Origin of the sequence: Bacillus sp. GC_Bacil_1, assembly GCF_026540675.1 — a bacterium.
In the GTDB taxonomy this organism is placed as follows: Bacteria; Bacillota; Bacilli; order Bacillales; family Bacillaceae_G; genus Bacillus_A; species Bacillus_A cereus.
The window spans coordinates 404522-427782 of sequence record NZ_JALNUG010000002.1; the positions used below are offsets into that span (position 1 = coordinate 404522).

Consider the following 23261-nt stretch of genomic DNA (forward strand, 5'->3'; position numbering starts at 1 on the left):
CGAAAAAATCGTTGATATATTTTAAGTTATGATAGATATATTTGAAAAATCGTTGATATATTATTAGCTTACTTCCCCTTAAATCCTCGATACAGTGCAGTCCGTAACTCTTGTTTGTATTCTGCAATCTCTGGCATTTCGAGTTCTTCTGCTAGTCTGATAGCTAATTCAATATCATACGGTACTCGTACAAGTTGAATAGAAAAGCTCGCTGCTTCTTTTTCATTGTAAGTTCCTTCAAATATTAAATAGGAAGCTTGTGTTATTTCAAGTGGGTTTCCTACGCTACCGGCGTTACATAACGTTTTCCCTCTGAAATTTTGAACGAACGCTTGGTGAACATCACCGTAACAAACGACATCTGGTTTTCTTTCCCCTTCTATATTTTCCGTCAGATCACTATTTTCGAACATACTAATACGTTCTTCTCTTGAAGCGTGTGGTTGAATTCTTTCATATAAACTTCTCGGTGAGGCGTGGAACATACGAATGAGTTTGCCGCTCATAAAAAATTCGATTGAAAATGGTAAACTTCTTAAATAGTCGTTTTGTTCTTCTGATAATTGTTTTTGATGCCATTTTAATGCTTCAAATTCAGTTGGCTTTGTAATAAAATCATCCCAGTTTCCCATTACGACTACTTCACATTCTTTACGAATGATTTCAATTGCTTCACTGGAATGAGGTCCTTTTCCTACTAAATCTCCAAGACAAATAATGCGCTCGATTCCTCTTAATTTAATATCATTCAACACGGATTCTAATGCTTGAATATTACCGTGAATATCTGAAATTACTGCTATTTTATCCATATAAATTACTCCTTTATTTATTAAATTCACTTGATTGATACCATTTTGGAATATAGGATGAAAAATCATTATGATCTTCTAAAATTCTATTTAACCTTTCCTTCATATCATCTACTAAATGTGGTGTGCTTCGGTTTGTCCATACGATATCAGCCGGGAATATCATTGCTGCATATAATGAGTACAGTTTCCAAAAATGTAGATTAGGTTCGCCTCCGCAATAACCGTGAACTTGTCCAACCGCAAATGGTTTACTTATTCTTGTAGTAAAAATCGCTACATTATAGAAATCATGTATTGGGTCACCAAAATCATACCCTCCAAAATCGATTACGATAAACTCCTTATTATGAATCATACTATTTGCTGGATGGAAGTCATCATGTAAAAATCTTATTGGACGATTTTTCAATAAATCTTTATGTTTGTCTACAAAGGTTAATACTGGCTTCAAATCCAGAAAATTCACCTCGTAATCTGTTAGTGCCTCTATGTATCTTTCGTATTTATTCCATCTAGATGTTTCCCATTTATTACTTGCACTTTCTTTTTCAATTGAGTGAATCCTCTTTAATACCTCCCCTGCTTTTCTTCCTGCATTATACTGTTCTTCCACCGATAGCTTCGTTAAACCTTCTTCACCATTTATACCTCGGGTCCATTCAAATACTTGAACACATTTATTTAATTTCTCAAGTATTATGAAATGAATTAACTTGGGCGTTGGAATATGTAATGACTCTAATTGTTTCATATACGTATATTCTTCTTGTTTACATTCAAAATGAACAGCATCACATACTTTTACAAAATAAGTTTCTTGATTCTTTAATTCAATTTTATACTTCTCTTCATGTGAAAAACCTTTTGAAATAGCTGTACACTTTGCAATACGAGGCCATTCTAGTTTTCTCTCTATCTCTCTAAGGATTTCTTCCACAACATTCACCTCTATTAATATATGTACAAACTACCTAGCACTTCATGCTCTCGTTTATTTCCACCTGTAAACTCTACTGCAAATGGATTTTCGCCATTCTTATTCAAATGTTCTAGCACTAGCCCTTCTTCAATCGGTTCACAAAACTGTACATGAATATCTCCAAACACTACACTTTGACACTCAGCATTCCATTTTTCATTTTTCACAACTGAGCTTGTAGATAGTCCCATTACTTCTTTCCATTTCCGCACCGTTTCTCGAACGTTTTTCACTGCATAATGGATCGTTTCAATTTGTTGTACTTTGTTTTTATGTTCCGTAATCGTTCCAATGTTACGTAAATCATTTCTTCTTTCTTCGTCCGTTTCATTCCACTGTATAAAGAAAGGTAATTTCAGTCCGTTCTCTTCTTGCTTAACAAATAACATTTTCCATTCTAAAAGCCGGCCATCTTTTCTCATGCGTTTCCCTTCAAATGGCCCTATCGTATGTAAGCCGTGCTTCTTAAAGTTAACTACTAGCTCCTCAATTGCATCTGTTCGGATTGCGATTTGTAGCATTCCTTCTCCATTTTGTAGTTTCATCACTGTTTCTTGTACTAATGGATTTTCTGCTTCTTTCGCTTTTTCTTCATGTTGAACTGCTAAAAATTCTATATATGATAAATCAAAATAACTTAAACTATTCCAAGTACCCCAATTCGTATGTTCTCCGCCTAGTGCGGTATGAAATCCAAGTTCCTGCATTTGTTTTGCCGCTTCCTCCGGTGTACCATGAACTGCATGAACGAGATGATCAAATCGTAACATGTCTTTCTCCCCTTTCTCTTCATCCTTTTATTGTATATTTTATTTTTCTTTCATTCAATTCAAAAACTTTAAAACCTAGTTGATTTATACGATTAATATGTATTATAATGAAACAAATTTAATTATTGCTGATTGGAAAAACCAAAGGCACTTTTCTCATACGGGAAAAGTGTCTTTTTCATTTATTATTACAGGGGGATTATTTATGCAGAAATTAATTGTCTTTGCTATTATCGGATTTTTCGCTCAATTGATCGATGGAGCACTTGGAATGGCGTATGGGGTAACGTCTACTTCACTATTATTAATGTTTGGTATTGCACCGGCTGTAGCTTCCGCGTCCGTTCATTTAGCTGAAGTGGTTACAACTGCAGCTTCTGGCGCATCTCATATCAAATTTGGAAACGTTGATAAATATACCGTTTCTAGACTTACATTACCTGGGGCAATCGGCGCATTTGTTGGGGCATGTTTTTTAAGTAATTTGCCTGGCGATGTAATCAAACCGTACATTTCCGTATTTTTATTTACTTTAGGGGTTTATATTTTATTACGATTCATCATTCAAAAACAAATTGTCACTTCAAATAAGCGTATGTCTGCAAAACAACTTGTGCCGCTTGGTTTATTCGCTGGATTCGTTGATTCAACTGGTGGCGGTGGTTGGGGGCCGATTACGACGCCTGTTCTTCTAGCAAGAGGAAATGAAGCTAGAAAAGTTATTGGATCTGTAGATACGAGTGAATTTCCTGTTTCACTCGCTGCAACAATTGGCTTCTTCATCTCACTTGGCTGGGAACAAGTAAGCTGGGTTTGGGTATTTGCCTTAATGCTTGGCGGTATTGTCGCAGCTCCAATTGCTGCATGGTTAGTTCGTATCGTTCCAGCACATTTACTTGGGGTATTAGTTGGCGGTCTTATTATCTTTACGAATATACGTACACTGCTTACTACATTTAAAGTGGATCCAACTATTATTTCACTTTCTTACGTTGCAGTTGGTCTTGTTGTTATTATTTCTATTTTCATTGCTGTTCGAAATCATTCCAATCGTCCTAACGCATCAACGGCTGAGTATCCAAATGATCAGAAGCAAATGCTACCATAACTATAAGAAATACCGCCCAATTTAGAGCGGTATTTTTTATTTTTCTATTTTCCAATTAATCATCGTTTCTGTAGCATTTACTCTCTTCATATGTAACTTTTCTAAAACACGAATCGAACTATAATTATCTAGAAGTGTCTCTGCAATTATTGTTTCTACCTCTCCTGTTTTGAAAGCCCAATCGATTAGTTCTCTTACAGCTTCTGTTGCATAGCCCTTATTCCAATATTTCTCAATAAATCCATAGCCAATTTCCACTGTTTGATTCTCGTTTGGTTTCCCTTTAAACCCAATATCACCTATAACGCTATCATCTTCTTTCCGAAGAACATACCACGCGCCCCATGGTAATATAGCTGCATCTTGTTTTACATTCTTTACATGCCCTACAATATGCGGACCGCTATTGTATCCTTGCTCGTTAGCAATTTGAATTCTCTCTTCTGTACACGGCACTATATAGAGCCTTTCTGTTTCTAATTTCATATTGATTTCCCCTTTTCAATTAAACAATACCCCAATTTTACTAAAAATAAAAAGAATATTCATCCTATTCGTTAAATTTACACTTATTCTTTGAAACGAATTTAAGCAATAATCCTCTTTTGATAGTTATGTCGAATTATATTTTTCTGAATTTTCTTTTAATTTAGAGGATTTTTCAATATTTTTTGCGAAACATTTGTATAACAATTTTTTCTTTGCTTATTGCTACATAATAGTAGGTTCGGGTGGAGTTTTGCAAGCGTTTCCTATACAATAACCGATATTTTTTGACTTTTCCTAACAAAATATCTTGCAATATATTCAGAAAGTCATTACAATTGCCATATATTAAAAATCTTAGCAATATATAAATCCTCATCAATCCGATGAGGTAGAGGTTGCGACTTTTAATAGTAAAACGGACGAGACACAGAGAATGTCAGCTGACTCCGTTTGAAAGGAAAAGTTGCCGAAGTTTATATTTCTTCTCTGGAAATATGAGCTGGGGCTGTCTCCGAAAGGAACAGAACTGTCACGTTTACAAAATTACCGTGTAAACGTGGGGTGCTATCTTAACGGAAGGGTATGATGGGGTGGTTATTTGTGAAACGTTCCGCCAAATTCCTTTGGCGGTTTTTTGTATTTTTCTCCCCCGCTCCTTCCTAACCTACAAGAAAAGGAGTGTTGAACATGAATAGCGCAACAAATCAATCTACCTCTAAAACGCAAACTACACAAGGACAAGGTGAATTAAAACGCGGATTAAAATCTCGTCACCTTACGATGATTTCTCTCGGTGGTACAATTGGTACCGGACTATTTCTTGCCAGCGGTGGTGTCATCCATACAGCTGGACCTGGTGGCGCATTAATTGCATACGCCGCAATTGGAATTATGGTTTATTTTTTAATGACAAGCTTAGCTGAACTTGCAGCTTACATGCCTGTTACTGGATCTTTTAGCACGTATGCAACAAAATTTGTTGATCCATCACTTGGCTTTGCACTTGGATGGAACTATTGGTATAACTGGGCAATTACGATTGCTGCTGAACTTGCAGCCGTAACATTAATTATGAAATTTTGGTTCCCAGATACCCCTTCTCTTATTTGGAGCGGATTATGTTTAGCTATTATTTTCCTTTTAAACTATTTATCTGTTAAAGGGTTTGGTGAATCTGAATATTGGTTCGCACTTATTAAAGTAGTTACGATTATTATCTTTTTAATTGTTGGTTTCATGATGATTTTTGGAATTATGGGCGGTGAAACGGTTGGATTTAAAAACTTCACTGTTGCAGATGCACCATTTAACGGCGGTATCATGGCAATTATCGGTGTGTTTATGGCAGCTGGTTTCTCATTCCAAGGAACTGAACTATTAGGAGTAGCTGCTGGTGAAACGTCTGATCCAGAACGTAATATCCCAAAAGCAATTCGTTCAATCTTTTGGCGTATTCTTTTATTCTATATCCTTGCGATTCTCGTTATCGGTTTATTAATTCCTTATACAACTGAAAGCCTTGCTGCAAGTGATGTTACAGTAAGTCCGTTTACACTTATTTTTGAAAAAGCGGGCGTTGCCTTTGCTGCTTCTGTTATGAACGCTGTTATTTTAACTGCTGTACTATCTGCTGGTAACTCTGGTATGTATGCATCAACTCGTATGCTTTGGGATTTAGCTCGCCAAGGAAAAGCACCAAAGTTTCTTGGTAAATTAGATAGCCGCGGTGTACCTGTTAACGCGTTAATCGTAACGTCAATTGTTGGGAGTATTGCTTTCATTGCTTCTTTATTCGGTGATGGTGTTGTATACATTTGGTTATTAAACGCATCCGGAATGTCTGGTTTTATCGCATGGGTTGGAATTGCAATTAGTCATTACCGTTTCCGTAAAGCATATATCGCACAAGGAAAAGATTTAAATGACTTACCATATAGAGCAAAATGGTTCCCATTCGGTCCAATCTTCGCATTTACACTTTGTATCATCGTAATTTTAGGACAAAACTACGGCGCATTTATGGGTGAAGCAATTGATTGGAACGGTGTACTCGTTTCTTACATCGGTTTACCACTCTTCTTAGTACTATGGTTAGGTTATAAATTTACGAAAAAAACAAAAGTGATTCCACTTGATAAATGTGAACTAAAATAAAGTGAAACGAGCAAACAAATTTGTTTGCTCGTTTTTTGTTGCAAACCTCTTTACTTCCCTATTGCTCCTGTTTTTGCAATAATAAAGGAAATATAAATAAAGGTTGGGATACAATGAACATTCGCATTACTGATGAAGCGAAAGCAGCTATACATAGATTAGAACTTGAAGATAAAAAGATCGTTCGCATTAGAGGAACAATGACGAACTCTTGTAGTATTTTCGTTGGTGTCGATTTAATTTGGGATACATATAACGCAGATGATGTTGTATATGAAGATGCAGAGCTTATCGTACAAATGGATTCATTCACGAAAGACTACACTGGTGATACGGTGAAACTTGATTATAAGACGACAGGTTTTAGTATTACGACTCCGAGTGAGACTTTGGTTTATGGATTGTCGATTAAAAAATAAAAATTGTTTTCATTTGACCACCGAGGTGAAAAAATGGGTAAATATATTCCGTTAAAATTTTTATTTAATGAAGAATTAGCAGAAAAAATAGCTGATTCTATTTGTAAACACGATCCTTGTTTCTCTAAAAGCATCTTTGTAGATTCTGTAGCTTGTAAAGTTGAAAATTTAGAGTTAAAACAGCGTATTGAAGTAATTGCAGATGAATTACACAATGCTTTACAAAAAGATTTTAATGCCGCAATACATATATTACTGAAAACATTAGGACCAGAAAATACAACAGAAGTAGGCACATTTACAAATGGATATATGTACATGCCTGTTGCAAAATACGTTGAAAAATATGGGCTTAACGATTTTAAAATCTCGTTTAATGCAATGTATGAAATAACGAAAAGGAATACTGCTGAATATGCCATTCGGCCCTTTCTTGAAACATACCATGAAGATACACTAAACATATTACAACAGTGGATTCATGATGAAAACAGCCACATTAGGAGATTAGTTTCTGAAGGTACAAGACCAAGGCTTCCTTGGGCTAAAAAAATAGGAGCTCTAAAAGGTGATTTTAAGTACAATTTACAACTTCTTGAACCATTAATGAATGACCCTTCTAAATATGTTCAAAAATCTGTAGCCAATCATATTAACGATATTACGAAAGAAGATAAAGAACTCGTTTTTCAGTGGTTACAGCAATTACGTGATAAACAGCATCCTATTAATCCTTGGATTATAAAACATGGGTTAAGAACAGTTATTAAAAATGGTACTTTACCAAAAGATTTTTGTTTTTGAGTATATTAAACAAAAACGCTATCTTTTCCTATGATTCTAGAAAAAGAATAGCGTTTTTTTACTCGTCCAGTATTTAGTAGGTATAACTTTTTATATTTCAAAAGACTTTTCTCTCTAAAAATATTTTTCATACAAATTTTCACATTCTAAAAAATCTATAAATTTCTTATAATGTGTCACTGTTCTTTCTAAAGCAATCATTAAAACAAAAATAAAATAAATTGCTTGGATTCCATTCATATAATTAAAGAGTGATTCAAATATATATACAATACTTGCAATCATAGAACAAAACCATAAATAAAACTTCATTTTCAGCTTTTTAATTTTTTGCTTAGTTGTCTTACAATACTGGCCATGAACTCTTATAAACAAATAAATTGCTGTATGTAAAATAATAATTGAAAATTGAAAACTTCGATTGTCCTCCGAACTAAATTCAGAAAAATCTATTTCTAATGAATGTAATACTATCCAAATAGAAAATAAAGATAGCAGAAATACATATAAAAAACCAATTAATAATTCAAAAATAAAGAGCCAAGGTTTATTTATGATTGAGTAAAATGGATTTAGATATTTTATGGTTAATAAAAATTTTCTCACTAAATCAGTAATAATAATTGATGTATTAGTTATATTCATATAGAAAAGTAATGTTATTGGAACTAATAACATTATAGTGATGCCCCAAACAGTAATCTTAATGCCTGATAAAAAGAAAACAGCTCCATAAATTATAACTGAAAAAATAAAAGTTGATACTGGAACAAACATTAAAAATGTAAAAGTTCTTATTAAGATTAAATCCCCTAAAAAATCTTTTATTATGGAAACGTGTATTTTTTCCTCCTTGTATTTTTTCACAGTATCAACTATTTCTTTCTCAGATAAAAGAAAACACTTCAATCTATTAAACATAAAAAAACCCCTTTATATTAAAAAGATTAAAATATATACCACACTGTTATTAAAATTTCATAAAAATAATTGTAAATTTTGTATAAGCATTTTTTTCACTTTCAACTGTAATTAAGGCGTGATGTGCCTCTATAATAGCTTTGACAAGTGCCAATCCAATTCCGGTCGATCCGTGCTTTTTAGAACTACTTGATTTATAGAATCGTTCAAAAATATGAGGTAATTCTTCAGCTGAAATTCCCTCTCCAAAGTCTTGGATTACTAGTTCTGTATAGATTGGAGAATTTTTGGCCTGAATCATTATTTTACCACCGGGTTTAGAATGTTCGATTGCATTCTTCAACAGGTTTAACAAAGCTTCCTGCATCCATAATTTGTCATGAATAACGACTATTTCTCTTGGGGCATTCCAATCAATCAAAATATTTTTATCACTTATCATGCTTTGCAAGCGATTTAGTACTTCCTCAGTCGTATCTACTAAATTCCCTGGCTCTTTATCAAACGAAATCGCTTTTGCATCAATTTTTGCTACTTTTAACAAATTCTGAATTAAGACATTCATTCTAGAAATCTGAATATCATTATTTTGTAGTAATTGAGCTTGTTGCTCTCGGGATAGTTTCTCATTTAACAACATTTCATTATAGATAGAAATAGTTGAAAGCGGCGTTTTTAACTGATGAGATATATCCTGCAACATTTCTCCTAAAAACCGTTTCTCTTCAAGCAAATCATGCATATTTTTTCTAATGATATCCCTCATTGAACGAAATGAAATCGCCAGTTTCGCGAAATCCCCCTCTTTATTTTCATTGATGACAACCGAGTAATCTCCCTCGATTATCTTTTTTGCAGCTCTAGTAAGCTGGCTAATCTTATTGAAAATAATTTTTTGTTGCATGTAGTTTGCAACAAAAAGTAAAAATCCAAAAGCAATCAATCCCCACATCATAAATTGATTGTGATTAATAATTAGATTATTTAAGTGAGGAAAAAATTTTGAATCCAAGTCTTCATATAATCCATATTGCTTTAGGATCTCTGTCCCTTTTTCCTGATATTTACTTGAGTGAGACGAATGACTTGATAAGACTTTCATAATTTCCGCTTCATTTTCTGGATTCTGCTCTACCAACCTAGCTGTAATTTCCCCCCATGTTGCAATAGAGTCTCTTTTCAAATGATCATAAAATAATTGTTGAATAATAAATTGGTAAATCACAAATATAGATAAAAGGACGGCTAGTATCGTCATATAGCTTTTTAACTCGGTATTTTTCATTATCTTGCTCACCCAATCACGTCCTTGCTCCAACGATAACCATATCCTCTTTCGGTAACGATAAACTGTGGTTTTTGAGGATTGTCTTCAACTTTAGCTCTTAAACGCTTTATGTATACAGATAACGTGTTTTCATCAAAAAAAACATTTTCTCCTTCTGTTATTTGTTGTAGGAGTTCATCTCTTTTTAATGCTTTGTGAGAATTCTTCATGAAATTCAATAGCAGCTTGTATTCTAAATTCGTCAATGTAATACTTTCACAATTTTTATAAACCTTGACTAGGTTCGTATCGATTCTTATATTCTCAGATCTTAAAATTTGAGATGGCGTTTCTAGCGACGCTTGTTTACGCAATTGTACTTTCACTCTGGCCATGAGTTCCCTAACCCGAAAAGGTTTGGTTATATAATCATCACCGCCTATATCCAGCCCCATTACCACATTTGCTTCTTCATCTAGTGCAGTTAAGAAAATAATAATCGAATTCTCGTTTTTCTTTTTAAAATACAAACATAAGTCATAACCATTACCATCTGGTAGGCCGATATCAAGGATGGACAAATCAAATGTATTGTGAACAAACTGGTGTTTAGCTTCTTTTACACTGGATGCTCTAATCACCTCATAACCTTCATTTCTCAATGAAAATTCGATGGCTATGCCAAGAGCTTCATCATCTTCAACTAGTAATATTTTTTTATTCAAGTATGCCCTCTCCTTTTTTCCCCTAGCTTATAGTCCAATTACAATAGCCTGGCTATAATCTAGCCAGGCTTATAATATTATTGTTCTCTGATATTATCAATAATATTATCTTGTTGAATTTTTTTCAATGGATTTAAGACTGATAAATAACTAATTATTAAAGCTGAAACAAACGTAATGATACAAGCCTCATAGGGAATCGTCCATGTCATTTTCAACATATCAGATATAGCTAAATATATAATATAAGACAATATACAGCCAAAAAAGATTCCTTGTAAACTTCCCGAAAAACCGTAAATCAAAGCTTCATAGGTAATCATTTTTTTCAAATCCTTTTGTGACATACCAATGGATTTCAAAGCGGCCAATTCTTTTCGTCTAGTCATGATACTTATAGTTATAGTATTGAGGATATTAACGCTACTAATTAAAGAAATGACTGTAATGAAACCATATGCAAGCACTTGTAAAGTAAGTTTTTCTTCTTTTTTTGTTTTATTTTCTTGATAATTATTTACGATTGTAATGGAATAGCTTTTTCCAATCGTGTTTTCTATTTCCTTTACTGTCGCGGAAGATTGAGTTACATCCTTTAATTTAGTTTCAAAGCTATTCTCCTTTTTTTCGTATACTTTAGATATATTTTCAAGTGATTTCAATTGATGCAAAACTTGTTCACTTTCAGCTAAATGATCTGGATTATTATCCACTATCTTAATTGTAATATCCGATTTAACAGATAACTTATCAAAAGATTTAGATGCAAATGCAACACTCATTAAATACGAGAAAGTAATAAATAACACACTACTTATAATAATTGATAAGATTGTAATGGTATAGCGATTTTTATTTCGCTTAACATTTTTCATAGCCATGCTCAAAGGAATAGATAAAGGTTTTTTCACCATGGAATTCTTTTGTTTTTTGATTTGTTCCTTTTTAATTGACAACCTGCTACTAATTGCCAACAAAGGGGAGATTTTCCCTGCAAAATAAGCTGGGTACAAACTTGACGCTATTACAGAAAGCAAGGTAATAATCGAACTGATTAGTAAAATATTCCAATCAACATGAAATATCGAGACCGCTTTACTATTTTCCATTAAAAGTGAAAAAGTGAACTGCAGAGAGGCAAGTGCTATTAGGCTACATATAATTCCAATTGGTATAGCGATAACAGCCAGAAAAGTAGCTTCTCTCAGAACGATTTGTCTAATTTGCTTTCGTGTTGCACCAATGCTTCTCAACAAGCCAAACTGCCTCGTTCGTTCTACGACACTGATTTGAAAAGCGTTGTAAATCACAACAATTGTCGCTATCACAACAATGCTGATTGTAATAATTAGCGTAGCCATAATCGAATTATTGTAACCTGGTTTCTCTAATTGAATTAATTCATTACTTATATTAATATTATTTTCTCCGGAAATGGTCTTGAATCCCTCTAAAACCTCATTAAAGTTTGCTTTTGAGCTAATTCCAACTAATATTTTTCCTTCACCAGCGCTAAACTTACTCTTATAGGTTAGTAACCGTCCCACCTTATTTTCCTGTGTATATGTACTATCACTTAGAAAACCAACCAATTTGTATTTTTTTTCATTTAATTCGAATGAATCACCTATTTGAATATTTTCTTTTATATAAGGTAATACCCAGGGATCAACAGCAACTTCTTGATCATTAGATGGCAATCTGCCCTTAATAATACTGTATTTTAAAAATTCCAAGGCGTTATCATCAGCAAAATTCATTTGTACAGCAGCCTCTCCAACTTGGACTGTTTCTCCCTGTGACATTAAACCAAATGATTCAATTTGCGGGTTATATTTAATTTTTTTCAATATCGATTCATCGTAATTTAATACAACGGCATGAAAAGAATACCCTTGCCTCTTTTTCGTATTCTCGATTTGAGAAATCTGAGTACCGTTCATAAATAGGCCGATTGTAGAAATTAACGATACAGAGAGTACGATTCCTATCAAAGTTAAAATTGTTCGTTTCTTATTTCCCTTTAAGTATCTCCTGCTTAATTGTTTATAATTACCAATCAAGATTAGTTTCCTCCCGTCTTAGGCTTATTCGTGGATAGCCACTGATCGGAAATGATTTGGCCATCTTCAATTGTAATAATACGGTCAGAAGTTGATGCAATTTTTAAATCGTGAGTAATCAATACAATAGTTTGATTATATTTTTTTGCTGTCAATCTTAATAAATCCATGACTTCTTTTGTATTTTGAGTATCCAGATTTCCTGTAGGTTCATCAGCTAAGATTAAATGTGGGCGATTTATAAGTGCCCTCCCAATCGAAACCCGTTGTTGCTGACCTCCTGATAATTCAGATGGTAAATGATTTCGTCTTTCATGAAGTCCCAGAATTTCAATAATTTCGTCCATATAAGGATTATCTACAGGTTCATTATCTAGTAAAGTGGGCAAAGCTATATTCTCTTGCACATTCAATACAGGAATTAAATTAAAGAACTGAAATATAAAACCAACTTTTCTTCTTCTAAATATCGAAAGTTCATTATCTGAATAATTATAAATATTGTTCTCTCCAATAAATACTTGTCCTGAACTCGGACGGTCCAACCCTCCCAAAATATGTAACAATGTACTTTTACCTGAGCCAGAAGCTCCTACGATTGATACAAATTCCCCTTGCTGTATAGAAAGATTTATGTCCTTCAAAGCATCTACCCTACTATTTCCTTCACCATAACTTTTGACTACATTTTCTATTCTTACGATTTCCATTTATATCACCTTATTTTCATTTTAATTTAGTCTTGTACCTCTACAAAGTTTATTTTATTCTGATTATTCGAAGAGAGCTTATCAATCTGTTGTAAAACTTTGTCTACTTCTTGTTTGTTTTTATAATCAAAATTACGTTTTTGAAATTGAATCAATTTCATTATTGACTCTGATTCAGAAATTGTATTATATTCTTGGTCGTTTAGAATAACAAGGTTCATTGGAACATACCCAATCCAAATTTGCTGTTTAACATACTGAGCAGGTACTATCTTACCGTTCAAATTCAACTGGTTATTTTCAAAATTATCACCCGCATAAGAAAATAATAGATTCTGATCACTAGATACTTTATTTTTATCTTTCACCCTCTCAGAAATAATAGATGCTGAATTTGGATCTTTTCTAGCTCTTAGAAGTCCCTTATTAAATAATTTTACCGCGGTAGAACTATTAATAACTGCATATTCTGTAGTGTTGATTTCAAATTCTTCATTTGTATCATTTTGTTTCTTATCTTCTTCTGATAATGGAATCCTTTTTGTTATTGTGACGTACTTTACCTTATAGTCTATTGATTGTTTAGTGTCATCTTTAAACTCTTGTTTAACTTTTTCTACGTCAGTTGCAGTACCACTAACTAGAATCCCATCGACTGGTTGTCCTGGACCTTGCACATAACGTTTTACTCCTAATCCTATTCCTATAAAAATAGCAATAACAACCGTATAACTTATAATTTTTTTCATTAGAATACTCCTTTAGTAAATGATTTATATCTGGATTATAGATGAGTTTTTTTCATAAGTTAATGACTTCTATCTAACTATGTGACTTCTAATCTTACAATTTTGTAAGATTAGTATTCCCCATGCTCAACAAGCTAAATTTATATAATAATAATCTTATACGTTATTATTCTCTTTTTTATTGAAACGGATCGAATCACAGGCAATAACCCGACCTATAATGATTAATGTTACAGATAATAACTTAAGGCCCGTCTTATATATAATCTAAATCTTTAAAATAAACAAAGGATATTACTCCTAATACAGCACCAACTATCCCTAGCATCAAATCCTTATACTTTTGTATAAACATCTTATTCCTCTTTTCGTACAAATAAATTATTCCATATATAACAATACTAAATTATGGGATGTTTCCAAAGAATTAAAACGTTTTTATATTCAGTTTATATGTCTACTTATTTACTTATCCCATAGATAAGTAAATCCAAAGGGATACAAAAACGTCACTTCTTTTATAAACAGTACGACTTTATTGTTACATAATAGTAGTGAGAAATATCACATATCTCATAAAAGGGCTGGGCGGAAATTTAAGTTTACTAAATACCTTTTCTAAAGTTTGAGTGCAACCTTTTTCTGTACACTCCATCCAATCTTTCATCAAACAACTACCTTCTCCCATAATTTTAAAGGATTCCCACTCGATTATCCCGAATATATAAATTACTATTCTCACAAGGAGCGAATTTATATGAATCTATTCGAACACGAAACGTAAAACCGTTCCCCTTTCATAAGAGGTCCTCCTTTTTTCTTTTCTCACCATATCATTTACTTACAAAATAGGAGGATACAATTATGAAACGTGATCCATTATTTTTAACTTTATTAGAAAGTGCTAATACAAATTTTAGCGGTTGGGATTTTTCTTTTATTTCAGAAACGGGTCGAATGAAGAGCGAGCCTTTATCGTGGTCATATGGCAGTACAGCTTTCCAGCTTATGCAGCATGCAGAATCAATGCTCGATATGGGGACTGGCGGCGGAGAGTTTTTATCTATGTTACAACCGTTCCCGTCAACTATTTATGCTACTGAGGGCTACGCTCCAAACGTGCCAATTGCTCGAAAGAAATTAGAGCCTTTGGGGGTTACTGTTGTAGAGGTGAACGATGATACTGCATTGCCATTTCAAGATGGTCAGTTTAATCTAATCCTAAACCAACATGAATCATATGCTGCTTCTGAAGTAAAAAGAATCCTTTCTCCAAATGGAACATTTCTTACACAACAAGTTGGCGGTCTCGATTGCGCGGAACTTAATGACCAATTTGACACACCACTAAATAGTGAATTTGCAAGTTGGTCGCTTGAAGCGGCATGTAATGAACTACAGGAAAACGGATTTACTATCTTAGAAGCAAAAGAAGAATTCCCTTTCCAACGCTTTTATGATATTGGCGCTATCGTCTATTATTTAAAAGCAATTCCGTGGCAAATTCCTGATTTCACTGTCGAAAGGTATTATGAGGAGTTATATCGTATACATGAGATTATCTTGAAAAAAGGATATTTTGATGTGAAGCAACATCGATTTATGATTAAGGCGATTCGTGACTAACGGAAAAGAGGTGGCAAAGCCACCTCCTTTTTTGTTCCTTTTACGTATGTTCTCTACTCTTTCACCATAAGAAAAGTTATATCATACATATTACAATTATGACCAATGAATTGTATTTCTGAAACTTATAATCACCTCGCATATATAACAAGAGCAAAAACGTGATTTTTCACTTTCCTCTTCTATTGAGAAACAAGTTGTTTTTCATATCGCTTGTTCGCATCATCTTCTTTCAAACATGCAGTTGTGTAATGAATAATATTCCGGTTATCGTACGTGAATATATGTTTTAACTTATTTTCTTCTGTTAATACTGTCGGTAAGTATTTTGGTAAATTGCTAACTACTCCTCTATTATCACCATCTAATATCCAATCAATTTCTTTCCATTCTAATAAGCCTTCAGCCGTACGTAATGGTGTATTCATTTGCATTCCATCTGGCAAATCAGCAACGAACACATACATTCCTTCACTAGCCTGGGGCTCACCTTTACCTTTAAAACCAACAGTCCCTTTATACGTTACACTTGAAAGTTCTATGCCCGTTTCCTCAAACGTTTCTCTAATTATTCCTTCGTATGGCGTTTCATTCTCTTCTATTTTTCCTCCAACACCATTCCACATCCCCATATTCGGCTTTTTATTTCTATGTTAATAGCAGTATTTTATCGCTTTTTCTAATAAAGCAAATTGTGTATTTGTACATACGATCATTTCCTTTCATTTTCCACATGAGTTATTTGGCTTATTTTCAAGTAAAAACACTCGCCTTACAATTCCTTACTACATAATATATAGTACAACTTTCATGCGTAAACACTTTACGTCAAACGAGAGAATCCTTTTTAGAAAGGAGAATTTAAAATCGATACTATAAGCAATGAATTTCTAAAACAATATTACGACAGCCTTGTGTGGTTAAAAGATACACATTGGTTTGGAGTTCCAATCTGTAAACTTCCCTCTGATCTCTTTTTGTATCAAGAAATCATTTATGAATTAAAGCCCGATTTAATTATTGAATGCGGGACTTTTCACGGTGGTAGTGCACTGTATTTAGCTTCTATGTTAGATTTAATTGGAAAAGGTCACGTACTTACTATCGATATAACTCCGCAGCCAAATCGGCCATCACATAATCGGATTACGTATTTAACAGCATCTTCTGTTTCTGTGCAGGCCATCCAAACAATAGTAAGTATGCGCAAACCTGATGATGTGATTTTAGTTATTTTAGATTCTGATCATAGTAAAGAGCATGTTTCAAAAGAACTCTTGCTATATAAATCTATCGTCACTACTGGCAGTTATATAATTGTAGAAGATACCTCCATTAACGGAAATCCGCTTCTTCCCGATTGGGGTCCTGGCCCAATGGAAGCTGTGGAAGAGTTTTTAACAAAAAACAATAACTTCATAATCGACGAGTCTAAACATAAATTTTTCATATCATTTAATCCAAAAGGTTTTTTAAAGAAAATAAAGTGAAACTTTAATAAGTGGGGTTTTGCTCATCCCCCACTTATTCTATCATTTTCATTTTTGAAAAAGGATAATATACGAATTCCACCTTGCCAATTATGTTATCTTCTTCAATATATCCTAAGCCATTTCGACTATCTCTACTTACTTCGCGGTTATCTCCCATTACAAATAACTTATTTGGTGGAATTTTTGTCTTTTGAAAGTTATAAAACACTTGTGTGTTGTTAAATAAATCTTTGTTCGTATATGGTTCTTCTTGCTTTTTATCGTTCACATATACCTTTCCGTTCGTTATGTTAATTACATCACCAGGAAGCCCTATTACACGTTTCACATAATATTTCGATTCATCCTCTTCTTTTATAATGACAATTTCTCCGTGTTGTAAATTAGAAAGACGTACTACCGCTTTATTTACAAATACGTAGTCTTCTTCATATAAAGTCGGCTGCATCGATTCCCCTTCCACCTTACATAAAGTAAAAGAATGGTAGCCTATGACTATCACCAATATAAATAGTATGTACTTTCCCCAGCCTCTCTTAATCTCCTTTTTCATATCCATTCCCACCTTATAAAGCGCTTTTTAACTCAAAAAATATATCACTGCACAATATGTTTCCATGCAGTGATACTATTTTTACTGTGCCTTGTTCGGTTGTTCTACTGGAATTGAATTTGTATTTGATCTATTTGTTTTTAATTCAAAATACGCATCCAAAATCTCTTTACCAATCGCAGAATTAATTCCTGATTTATCATCATTCACCCATGGTACAACAACTGAAAAAGCTACTTCCGGATCCGCATCATATGGTGCATAACCGGCAAGAGTTAAATTATAACATTTTTTTCGGTTGTTGTTCTCATCTCTTCCAATATCACTTTCTCCACCATATACTGTCTCAGCTGTTCCTGTTTTTCCCGCTGGTTTATATGGTAGACCTTTAAATGTTCCGGTTCCGGTTCCGTCAGCTTCTTGAAAAACTCTTCTAAATCCTTCTTTTACATGATTAATGTACGAAGTTTCCATATCCACTCTATTTAATACAACTGGTTCAATCGACCGAACGACTTTTCCTGCATCCTCTGGTCTATTCGGTTGCTCTCTAACTTCTTGTACAATTTGTGGTTTCATTCGGTAACCGCCATTTGCAATGGTTGAAATATATTGCGCAAGCTGAAGCGGTGTATATGTATCATACTGTCCAATCGCGTAATCAAGTAAAAATCCGGGTATGTTATCAGTTCTACCTATTTGACCGATCGATTCATTTGGCAGGTCAATACCAGTCGACACACCTAGGCCAAATTGTCTAAAATAGTAGCGCATTTTATTAAATGTTTCTTGTTTAATATCTAATGGATTGTTTGGAACATAATTAATGCCTGCCATTTTTAAAGCTGTATTAAACATATAAACGTTCGATGACACTTGCAAAGCTCTTAAATCATCAATATCCCCAAATTCTTTCCACGATTTCTTCGGCTTAGAACTTCCTTTAAAATACATTGGCGCATCAAAGAAGTGTGTATACGGCTTAATCGCTTCTGTTTGATATCCAGTTAATAAAGTAGCCCCTTTTACAGTTGACCCTAACTCATAAGAACTTGTCATCGTTCCTAATGCATAATCTTCTATTTGCATACCGCCATCTTTATTTACAATTTTCTTTCCTGCCATTGATAAAATTTGACCGTTTTTCGGATTCATCATTACTACGAACGCACGATCCATCATCGGCTCTGCAGCATGAAAGGCTCGTAAATTCTTTTCAAGGCTTCCCTCTACTCTTTTCTGTAAATCCATATCGACTGTTAACATCAAGTTATTTCCACTTTTTCCTTCAGTCACTTTTTCTGTTCGAACAATCTTCCCTGCTTTATCCATAATATTTTTAGACTGTTCTTTCGTTCCATGTAGTGCATCTTCGTATTGTTTTTCGATGTAACTTTTACCAATACGGTCGTTTCGATTATAATCACGAACTAAATAATAATCTAATTGTTCTCTTGGCAACCCTTCATTTTCATTAGAAACGCTACCTAGTATAGAGCGCAGTATTTTATCATTTGGGTATTCACGTTCCCAATCTACTGTTGTATCTACCCCCGGTAAACTTGCCAACCTTTCACTAACGACAGCATATTCATTTTCACTTACGTCTTTTTTAACGATTTGCGGAGTCATTTTATATCCCGCATTCATTTTGCTTTTAATTACTAATACTTCTATATCTTCCTTTGAAAGCTCATTTAATTCTTCTTGTGTAATTCTTTCCCGGCGCAGTTCTTCTACTTTTTTATCTAACTCTTTTCCTTCTATTTCTTGCTTTCTAAATTTACTCTCATCTTCTTTCGTTACTTTCGCTGCTGCCCGCTTTTCATTTAACTGCATCCAAAAATCTTTTTTATCTGTCTCTGTTAACTTATCCATGTCCTCTTGCGACATTTCAATTAGCTTAGCTAAATCTCTTGCTACTTGTAAAACTTCTTTCGAGTCCACTCCTCTCATTTTCGTATATGTAACGGTTCGTAATGGTTTATTATTTACAATAACGTGACCTTGTCGATCAAACATTTTCCCTCTAGGAACGGGAGTACTTACCGTTACATCTTCCTTTTTGTTTACTTCATTTCTATACGTTTCTCCATCAATGATTTGTACTTTACCTAATTGAATTATAATAGCTGAAAATAAAAGAAAGACAATAAAAAATAGTACATTTAACCGAAATGGAATATGAGTCTTTTTCTTTTTCGATTGTTTTTTCTGCTCCTTTTTCTGTCTCATTTCGCTCCCTCGCTTCATTCTATTAACATTTCTACGCAAAATCATTATGTATCAAATTTATTTATATGATATATATAGAATTTTATATTAATTACTAAAGAAATAAAAGATTTAATTTTCAGTTTTTTAATTTTACAACCTATTTATTACCATTCCCCTTCATACGTCATAACATGAATTTTATTCAAACAAAAAACTGAGGTGTTCTCTATACACCTCAGTTTTTCATAAAAATAATAACTTATTTAACCGACGATAACCCTTCAACAAACTCACCAATCTTATTTTGAAAAACAAAATCAAAGTTATATTCCTGTCCTGTTAACTCTTCATTTACTAAAATAGTTGTTGCTCCCACTTCCCTCTTTGCAATTTGCGGGAATGAAGCGACAGGCTGTACTTTTAGTGATGTTCCCATAACGATAAGCACATCTGTTTCATATAAACGTTTGATAGCATTTTGATATTGCGGCAATGTATCTCCGTATAAAACAACGTCTGGATTTAAAATGAAATTACACTTCTCACAACGCGGTACTTCATGATCAATCATATACTGTAAATCATAGCCTGATTTACATTTTGGACAATGTGCTGTTTGAAGTGTTCCATGTAAATCGATGACATGCTTACTGCCACCTAATTGATGTAAACCGTCAATATTTTGCGTTAAAATCGTAATATCTTTCCCTTGTTCTTCTAGCGCAGCTAAAAAGCGATGTCCACGATTTGGTTTATATTGATGGAACGTATTAATTTGAAAGATTTCTTTATAATGCTTCCAAAACTCTTTCGGACTTCGATTATAATACCCTCTCGATAAATACATCTCCACATTCGCATCAGCATACAACCCATTTGCTGAACGAAAATCTGGAATACCACTTTCCGTACTTGCACCAGCGCCTGTTAATACTGTAATTTTCTTCGCTTTTTCTAAAATTGAACGTAGTTCTTCAAATTGTTGCACAAAAATCACCTCTATGTATTTTCCTATTCTTATTATACCAGTTGTTTACAGGAGGTGTTGTACAATTCATTTTACTTAATGCGTTGCGCCCCCAACCTCTACAATATCTACTTCAACTGTCGTCGTTACTTCGATTGCCAATTCTATCCCTTTACGAATAGTAGAAAGTGACATACTTGGTTGACCTGGATAATTACTCGCTTGTTCTGGTAAGAACGGAATGTGAACGAATCCACCTTTTATTTTCTTATCATGTTTCTCTAGTTCATGCATAAGTCCATAGAATAAGTGATTACAAACGAATGTGCCTGCCGTCTGTGAAACAGATGACGGTATGCCCTCTTCGCGAAGTTTTTTTACGATTGCTTTCATCGGGAGTGTGGACCAATACGCAATCGCTCCTTCTTCTACAACCGGTACATCTACCGGCTGATTCCCTTCATTATCAGCAATTCTTGCATCATCAATATTAATTGCGACACGTTCTATCGTAATATCTGTTCTGCCCCCAGCTTGTCCAATGCATATAATAATTTTCGGCGCTAGTTCTTCTATATACTCTTTTAATACGCTTATTGATTTATGAAATACTGTTGGGACTTGTTTGCTTATTATCTTGTATTCTCCAATTGTTTTTTCATGCAAACCTTTTGCTACTTCCCAAGCTGGATTGATATTTTCTCCGCCAAACGGATCAAACCCTGTTAATAATACTGTTTTCATAGTTTTATCCTCCTAATTAGAAACGATATACAAGGCCGTACATAATAAACATATTTATGATAAAAATTGAAAGAGCAATTGGTACTTGCGCTTTAATAACCGCATTTTTATCCTTTAGCTCTAAAAGCATCGCAGGTACGATATTAAAGTTTGCTGCCATTGGAGTAAGTAGCGTTCCGCAATATCCAGCAAACATACCGAGTGCTGCCATAATTGCCGGGTTTCCTCCGTGCATTTGAACAATTAAAGGTAAGCCAATTCCGCCAGTAATAACAGCAAACGCTGCGAATGCATTTCCCATTACGACTGTAAATAGCATCATGCCTAAACAGTACGCCATAACAGCAACGAACGGATACTCTGTCGGCAGCACTTGTCCGACTAAATCTGAAACAACTTGCCCAACGCCAGACTTCGCGAATATACCGCCAAGTGCTGCTAACATTTGTGGTAAAATTACAGCCCAGCCGACAGCTTGTAATAGTCTGCTTCCTTCTTGTACAGGCGTTGTTATTTTTGATTTTGTAATACGCATCGCCGCAACAAATGCAAGTAATGCACCAAGCGCTAATGCAACTAACGTTACTTTATCTGGATCAACAAGAGAGACATTTCCCCATTTGATTTTCCCTAACGTCAACGTACCGATAATTGTAAAAATAGGAATTAAAAGTGCAGGCATAAAAATTTTATTTTTTAATTTCTCAGCATGTTTCACACGTTCTTGCACAGGTACTTCTTTCTCCTCTGATTTTGTTACTTTATTCATTGAAGCTAAAACGACCATAGCGAGCACTATACAGCCAACGTAAAACGAAGGAATTACATTTCCGAATAAAAATGTAACTGCAAACAATGCCCAAAATAAACTAGAACCGAATCTGTTTGGATGTTCACGATCGAATGCGATACGAACAGCGATAAAAGCAACGATTATCCCTAATACATAATAGATTGTATCCATTGTTATGATGTTCATATTAGATTGCCTCCTTCTCTTCTTTTCCTTCTGCCTTCATTGTTTTCTCTATATATTTATCAAACCTTCTAAATCTAATCCAGCTTACAATAAGTGCAGATATTGCTGTCGGAATGCCCCAAAGTGCCATATCCCATACTCCGACATGCATACCTACTGAATCGAAGAATCCTTTCATTAATAAAATAGCTCCAGTTGCGATGAAAATATCTTCTCCGAAAAACCAAGCTGTATTTTCAGCAGCTGCTGCGTTTGCTTTAATCTTTTCTCTTAATTTTTCAGGAAGTTTACCGTATTTACCTTGCGCGGCCCCTTCTGCCATCGGTGCAACGAGCGGCCTTACTGTTTGCGCATGCCCACCAATATTAAGCCCTAGTGCTGCTGACGATTCTCTTATCGTAAAATATGACATTAATACTCTTCCAGTTGTTGCTCCTTTTGATTTCGTTATAAGTGCTTCTGCTCTTTCTTTTAAACCGTAACGCTCTAAAATTCCGATTACTGGTAAAGTTAATATAATTGGCATAGACATATATCTATTTTCTATGAAAAATTTACCGAACATGCTGATCACATCATAAAAACTTAACCCTGAAACCATACCAGTAACAATACCTGCAACCATAACTACTAAAAGTGTATTTAATCTAAATAAAAAGCCCACTGCAACAAGTAGTATTCCGATTAATTTAATCATCCCAGCACTTCC

At 34.1% G+C, this 23261-nt stretch carries 22 protein-coding genes, 1 pseudogene and 1 riboswitch; of the genes and pseudogenes, 6 read left to right on the forward strand and 17 right to left on the reverse strand.

Annotation, left to right across the window (positions count from 1 at the left end):
- Positions 1-68: 68 nt before the first annotated feature.
- From OXT04_RS05175 to OXT04_RS05185, 3 genes are read right to left on the reverse strand one after another with little or no spacing between them, the layout of a single operon-like run.
- A complete protein-coding gene (locus OXT04_RS05175) occupies positions 69-812 on the reverse strand; it encodes a metallophosphoesterase family protein (RefSeq protein ID WP_000357655.1) in 744 nt (247 codons plus the stop codon).
- 13 nt (positions 813-825) lie between these two features.
- Positions 826-1752, reverse strand: coding sequence for an aminoglycoside phosphotransferase family protein (locus tag OXT04_RS05180; RefSeq protein WP_075717765.1), 927 nt, complete (start codon positions 1750-1752; stop codon positions 826-828).
- A 14-nt stretch (positions 1753-1766) separates the two neighbouring features.
- Positions 1767-2564, reverse strand: a complete 798-nt coding sequence (locus OXT04_RS05185) for a VOC family protein (protein WP_071714171.1) — start codon at positions 2562-2564, stop codon at positions 1767-1769.
- A gap of 205 nt (positions 2565-2769) precedes the next feature.
- Here OXT04_RS05185 and OXT04_RS05190 point away from each other — a divergent pair, with 205 nt between their 5' ends.
- Positions 2770-3672 carry a sulfite exporter TauE/SafE family protein gene (locus tag OXT04_RS05190; RefSeq protein WP_001170743.1) on the forward strand — a complete coding sequence of 301 codons (903 nt, stop codon included), beginning with the start codon at positions 2770-2772 and terminating at the stop codon, positions 3670-3672.
- A 36-nt stretch (positions 3673-3708) separates the two neighbouring features.
- Here OXT04_RS05190 and OXT04_RS05195 read toward each other — a convergent pair whose 3' ends face one another.
- Positions 3709-4158: a GNAT family N-acetyltransferase gene (locus OXT04_RS05195; protein ID WP_025117841.1), complete on the reverse strand. Its 450-nt coding sequence runs from the start codon at positions 4156-4158 to the stop codon at positions 3709-3711.
- Positions 4159-4542: 384 nt separating this feature from the next.
- Positions 4543-4736, forward strand: a riboswitch (Lysine riboswitch).
- Between the two features lie 112 nt (positions 4737-4848).
- Here OXT04_RS05195 and OXT04_RS05200 point away from each other — a divergent pair.
- The 3 genes from OXT04_RS05200 to OXT04_RS05210 all read left to right on the forward strand — a co-directional run bounded on the left by OXT04_RS05200 (position 4849) and on the right by OXT04_RS05210 (position 7538).
- Complete coding sequence (locus tag OXT04_RS05200; protein WP_001083396.1) at positions 4849-6315, forward strand: amino acid permease; 1467 nt, start codon at positions 4849-4851, stop codon at positions 6313-6315.
- 113 nt (positions 6316-6428) lie between these two features.
- Positions 6429-6734, forward strand: coding sequence for an iron-sulfur cluster biosynthesis family protein (locus OXT04_RS05205; RefSeq protein ID WP_267413645.1), 306 nt, complete (start codon positions 6429-6431; stop codon positions 6732-6734).
- Between the two features lie 33 nt (positions 6735-6767).
- Positions 6768-7538, forward strand: coding sequence for a DNA alkylation repair protein (locus OXT04_RS05210; protein ID WP_075717761.1), 771 nt, complete (start codon positions 6768-6770; stop codon positions 7536-7538).
- A gap of 114 nt (positions 7539-7652) precedes the next feature.
- On the opposite strand, the gene OXT04_RS05215 is transcribed toward OXT04_RS05210, so the two are convergent.
- The 6 genes from OXT04_RS05215 to OXT04_RS05240 all read right to left on the reverse strand — a co-directional run bounded on the left by OXT04_RS05215 (position 7653) and on the right by OXT04_RS05240 (position 13973).
- On the reverse strand, positions 7653-8459 hold the full coding sequence (locus OXT04_RS05215) for a hypothetical protein (RefSeq protein WP_000483294.1): 807 nt from the start codon (positions 8457-8459) through the stop codon (positions 7653-7655).
- Between the two features lie 49 nt (positions 8460-8508).
- On the reverse strand, positions 8509-9744 hold the full coding sequence (locus OXT04_RS05220; RefSeq protein WP_000798888.1) for a HAMP domain-containing sensor histidine kinase: 1236 nt from the start codon (positions 9742-9744) through the stop codon (positions 8509-8511).
- A gap of 8 nt (positions 9745-9752) precedes the next feature.
- On the reverse strand, positions 9753-10451 hold the full coding sequence (locus OXT04_RS05225) for a response regulator transcription factor (protein ID WP_001035094.1): 699 nt from the start codon (positions 10449-10451) through the stop codon (positions 9753-9755).
- A gap of 77 nt (positions 10452-10528) precedes the next feature.
- Entirely contained in the window at positions 10529-12514 is a 1986-nt protein-coding gene (locus tag OXT04_RS05230; protein ID WP_097822352.1) for an ABC transporter permease, read from the reverse strand.
- 2 nt (positions 12515-12516) lie between these two features.
- On the reverse strand, positions 12517-13224 hold the full coding sequence (locus OXT04_RS05235) for an ABC transporter ATP-binding protein (RefSeq protein ID WP_267413654.1): 708 nt from the start codon (positions 13222-13224) through the stop codon (positions 12517-12519).
- Between the two features lie 26 nt (positions 13225-13250).
- A complete protein-coding gene (locus OXT04_RS05240) occupies positions 13251-13973 on the reverse strand; it encodes a lipoprotein BA_5634 family protein (RefSeq protein ID WP_072938836.1) in 723 nt (240 codons plus the stop codon).
- A gap of 864 nt (positions 13974-14837) precedes the next feature.
- Between OXT04_RS05240 and OXT04_RS05245 the strand changes: the two genes are divergently transcribed.
- Positions 14838-15599, forward strand: coding sequence for a class I SAM-dependent methyltransferase (locus tag OXT04_RS05245; RefSeq protein ID WP_267413661.1), 762 nt, complete (start codon positions 14838-14840; stop codon positions 15597-15599).
- 182 nt (positions 15600-15781) lie between these two features.
- On the opposite strand, the pseudogene OXT04_RS05250 reads toward OXT04_RS05245, so the two are convergent.
- A pseudogene (locus tag OXT04_RS05250) lies at positions 15782-16307 on the reverse strand (NUDIX hydrolase).
- Positions 16308-16465: 158 nt separating this feature from the next.
- On the opposite strand from OXT04_RS05250, the gene OXT04_RS05255 reads away from it, so the two are divergent.
- Positions 16466-17089, forward strand: a complete 624-nt coding sequence (locus OXT04_RS05255; protein ID WP_265736938.1) for a cephalosporin hydroxylase family protein — start codon at positions 16466-16468, stop codon at positions 17087-17089.
- Between the two features lie 34 nt (positions 17090-17123).
- Here OXT04_RS05255 and lepB read toward each other — a convergent pair whose 3' ends face one another.
- The 6 genes from lepB to OXT04_RS05285 all read right to left on the reverse strand — a co-directional run bounded on the left by lepB (position 17124) and on the right by OXT04_RS05285 (position 23249).
- On the reverse strand, positions 17124-17645 hold the full coding sequence (gene lepB / locus OXT04_RS05260; protein WP_002094069.1) for a signal peptidase I: 522 nt from the start codon (positions 17643-17645) through the stop codon (positions 17124-17126).
- Between the two features lie 81 nt (positions 17646-17726).
- Positions 17727-19880, reverse strand: coding sequence for a peptidoglycan D,D-transpeptidase FtsI family protein (locus tag OXT04_RS05265; protein WP_023522349.1), 2154 nt, complete (start codon positions 19878-19880; stop codon positions 17727-17729).
- A 241-nt stretch (positions 19881-20121) separates the two neighbouring features.
- Complete coding sequence (locus OXT04_RS05270) at positions 20122-20850, reverse strand: NAD-dependent protein deacylase (protein ID WP_141541752.1); 729 nt, start codon at positions 20848-20850, stop codon at positions 20122-20124.
- A gap of 75 nt (positions 20851-20925) precedes the next feature.
- Positions 20926-21573: a pyroglutamyl-peptidase I gene (gene pcp, locus OXT04_RS05275; protein WP_267413666.1), complete on the reverse strand. Its 648-nt coding sequence runs from the start codon at positions 21571-21573 to the stop codon at positions 20926-20928.
- A 16-nt stretch (positions 21574-21589) separates the two neighbouring features.
- Entirely contained in the window at positions 21590-22552 is a 963-nt protein-coding gene (locus OXT04_RS05280) for a DUF979 domain-containing protein (RefSeq protein ID WP_001021668.1), read from the reverse strand.
- 1 nt (position 22553) lies between these two features.
- Positions 22554-23249, reverse strand: coding sequence for a DUF969 domain-containing protein (locus OXT04_RS05285; RefSeq protein ID WP_000593392.1), 696 nt, complete (start codon positions 23247-23249; stop codon positions 22554-22556).
- Positions 23250-23261 lie beyond the last annotated feature (12 nt).

What these genes read in the sequence shown, in the direction of transcription:
- OXT04_RS05285 (WP_000593392.1), bottom strand. Translation starts at nt 23,249, where the DNA reads ATGATTAAATTAATCGGAATACTACTTGTTGCAGTGGGCTTTTTATTT.
- OXT04_RS05210 (WP_075717761.1), top strand. Translation starts at nt 6,768, where the DNA reads ATGGGTAAATATATTCCGTTAAAATTTTTATTTAATGAAGAATTAGCA.
- OXT04_RS05185 (WP_071714171.1), bottom strand. Translation starts at nt 2,564, where the DNA reads ATGTTACGATTTGATCATCTCGTTCATGCAGTTCATGGTACACCGGAG.
- OXT04_RS05205 (WP_267413645.1), top strand. Translation starts at nt 6,429, where the DNA reads ATGAACATTCGCATTACTGATGAAGCGAAAGCAGCTATACATAGATTA.
- OXT04_RS05235 (WP_267413654.1), bottom strand. Translation starts at nt 13,224, where the DNA reads ATGGAAATCGTAAGAATAGAAAATGTAGTCAAAAGTTATGGTGAAGGA.
- OXT04_RS05195 (WP_025117841.1), bottom strand. Translation starts at nt 4,158, where the DNA reads ATGAAATTAGAAACAGAAAGGCTCTATATAGTGCCGTGTACAGAAGAG.
- OXT04_RS05190 (WP_001170743.1), top strand. Translation starts at nt 2,770, where the DNA reads ATGCAGAAATTAATTGTCTTTGCTATTATCGGATTTTTCGCTCAATTG.
- OXT04_RS05215 (WP_000483294.1), bottom strand. Translation starts at nt 8,459, where the DNA reads ATGTTTAATAGATTGAAGTGTTTTCTTTTATCTGAGAAAGAAATAGTT.
- OXT04_RS05245 (WP_267413661.1), top strand. Translation starts at nt 14,838, where the DNA reads ATGAAACGTGATCCATTATTTTTAACTTTATTAGAAAGTGCTAATACA.
- lepB (WP_002094069.1), bottom strand. Translation starts at nt 17,645, where the DNA reads ATGAAAAAGGAGATTAAGAGAGGCTGGGGAAAGTACATACTATTTATA.
- OXT04_RS05200 (WP_001083396.1), top strand. Translation starts at nt 4,849, where the DNA reads ATGAATAGCGCAACAAATCAATCTACCTCTAAAACGCAAACTACACAA.
- OXT04_RS05265 (WP_023522349.1), bottom strand. Translation starts at nt 19,880, where the DNA reads ATGAGACAGAAAAAGGAGCAGAAAAAACAATCGAAAAAGAAAAAGACT.
- OXT04_RS05280 (WP_001021668.1), bottom strand. Translation starts at nt 22,552, where the DNA reads ATGAACATCATAACAATGGATACAATCTATTATGTATTAGGGATAATC.
- OXT04_RS05175 (WP_000357655.1), bottom strand. Translation starts at nt 812, where the DNA reads ATGGATAAAATAGCAGTAATTTCAGATATTCACGGTAATATTCAAGCA.
- pcp (WP_267413666.1), bottom strand. Translation starts at nt 21,573, where the DNA reads ATGAAAACAGTATTATTAACAGGGTTTGATCCGTTTGGCGGAGAAAAT.
- OXT04_RS05240 (WP_072938836.1), bottom strand. Translation starts at nt 13,973, where the DNA reads ATGAAAAAAATTATAAGTTATACGGTTGTTATTGCTATTTTTATAGGA.
- OXT04_RS05220 (WP_000798888.1), bottom strand. Translation starts at nt 9,744, where the DNA reads ATGAAAAATACCGAGTTAAAAAGCTATATGACGATACTAGCCGTCCTT.